The sequence below is a fragment of the Endobacterium cereale genome, from assembly GCF_009617585.1.
GTDB lineage: Bacteria > Pseudomonadota > Alphaproteobacteria > Rhizobiales > Rhizobiaceae > Neorhizobium > Neorhizobium cereale.
The window spans coordinates 1-1919 of the sequence record NZ_WIXI01000016.1; the positions used below are offsets into that span (position 1 = coordinate 1).

At 54.1% G+C, this 1919-nt stretch carries 2 protein-coding genes and 1 pseudogene; all 3 read left to right on the top strand.

The features are described 5' to 3' along the window. Positions 1–241 (top strand): annotated as a pseudogene (locus GAO09_RS00015) (3-keto-5-aminohexanoate cleavage protein); the annotation flags it as partial. Positions 242–335: 94 nt separating this feature from the next. Next, positions 336–1010, top strand: coding sequence for a GntR family transcriptional regulator (locus GAO09_RS00020; RefSeq protein ID WP_153352037.1), 675 nt, complete (start codon positions 336–338; stop codon positions 1008–1010). Positions 1011–1012: 2 nt separating this feature from the next. Further along, a complete protein-coding gene (locus tag GAO09_RS00025; RefSeq protein WP_153352038.1) occupies positions 1013–1717 on the top strand; it encodes a GntR family transcriptional regulator in 705 nt (234 codons plus the stop codon). Positions 1718–1919: the final 202 nt, after the last annotated feature.

The following is a 1919-nucleotide window of genomic DNA, read 5'->3' on the forward strand; positions in this document are numbered from 1 at the left end:
CATCGAAGCCCGGTTCGGCCTGGATCCGGCGCTCACGGAGCGATTGAAGGGCGACAACATTCTCTACGACAAAGACGACTATGGCGAATATTTCCAGCTTTACAGCACGTCGTTCGGCGAGGGTTTCTTTTTTGAGATCGTGCAACGCAGCGGTTATCGCGGATATGGCGCAGCCAACGCCATCTTTCGTATTGCTGCATTGAAGAAGGCGCTCAGACCAGAAGGCTTGCCGAGGGTTTGAGCGATGGGGAACCAGACACTTTAGCGCGATGGAGTGGGTTTAAACGAGTGAACAAAATATGTATGAGGATTAAGAAAATCTCCGAGATGCACACATGCTTTCCGATTTAGTCAACGAAACGGTTTCCGAGAACAGCTACAAACGAATTCGTGCCGATATCATATTCGGACGTCTCGCTCCGGGTCAGAAGCTCAAGCTCGAAAAGCTCAAGGAAACCTATGACACCAGCGTCAGCACGCTGAGGGAGATCCTCAACCGCCTCGCCTCCGAAGGACTTGTCGTTGCGGAGGGCCAACGCGGCTTTCATGTGGCACCGATGTCACCAACCGATTTGAAAGAGATCGCCGCGCTGCGCCTGCTTTTGGAGACACACGCGCTGGAGCAATCCTTCCAAAGGGGGGACGTCGACTGGGAGGCCCGGCTCGTATCTGCGCATTACAAACTTGCCCGCATGGAAAGCATCATGGCCAGCGGCGATACCAGTCAGACGGAAGACTGGAAGCGCTATGACTGGGAGTTTCACCAGGCTCTGATTTCCGCCTGTGGATCGAGACTATTGATGGAAACACATGCCGCCATCTTCGATAAATATCTCCGCTACCAAATGGTTGCCCTCTCCTATCGCGGCAAGATTGCTGCAGACGAACACAAGCTGCTTCTGGATGCCGCCCTCGAGCGAGACCAGAAGACGGCGAAAAAGATCCTCGGCCTTCACATTGAGGGCGGCGTGGAACATGCGTTGGCGAGAAAGTCATCGCTTCAGGATTGATCATGCGCGAAGAACGATCAGGTGAGTTCGAACGGGTAAACGACCTTAGCGAAAGCGTCAGCGATGCGGTCTTTCGCCGGTTGCGACAGGACATCATACTTGGAACCCTGCCACCCGGCTCCAAGATCAAGCTTGAAAAGGCGCGCGAGCGCTATTCGATCAGCATTTCGTCACTGAGGGAAATCCTTTGCAGATTATCCGCAGAGAATCTCGTGCTTGCAGAAGGTCAGCGTGGATTCGAGGTCAGTCCCGTATCCAGGCAGGAACTGGCGGAACTGGCTGACCTTCGCATCGTTTTGGAATGCCATGCCATCGGCCTTTCATTCGCAACCGGCGATCTTGAGTGGGAAGGCTCGATCGTGGCTGCGCATCATCGATTGGCTGCCGTAGAGCGCAGGCTTCTCGCTGGAGATATTGCCCGCACAATCGACTGGGTCAGATGTGACTGGGAGTTTCACCGGGCGATCGTCGCCGCAAGCAAGTCGACAACGCTGCTGCAACACCTGTCCTCGGTCTTCGATCGCTTTCTTCGATATCACATGCTCGCTGGCAGTTTTCGAGGCAATGCGGTGGTCGACGATCACAAGCTACTATTTGAGCGGGCACTTGCGAGAGACGCGGATGGCGCAAGGCAGATCATTACGAGCCATGTAAGGAACGGCGTTGAGCACATTCTGAGGGAACCGCAATTTCTTTCAAAGCCGTGATGGCTTCTTATTTGAGCTCCGTTGGGATCTGAACCCTCGAGGCTGCTTGTCCAGAAACTAAGCCGTTGAAGGTGCAGACTAGGCAGTGTCCCCATAAACGGGGTTCATTTTGTCGCCGGTGTGTGATTCATATGTGGAACGGCCCGGTTAGCAAGGTATTTTCCTCGTAGTTCACCATCGGACGGTGCATTCATATGTTCGG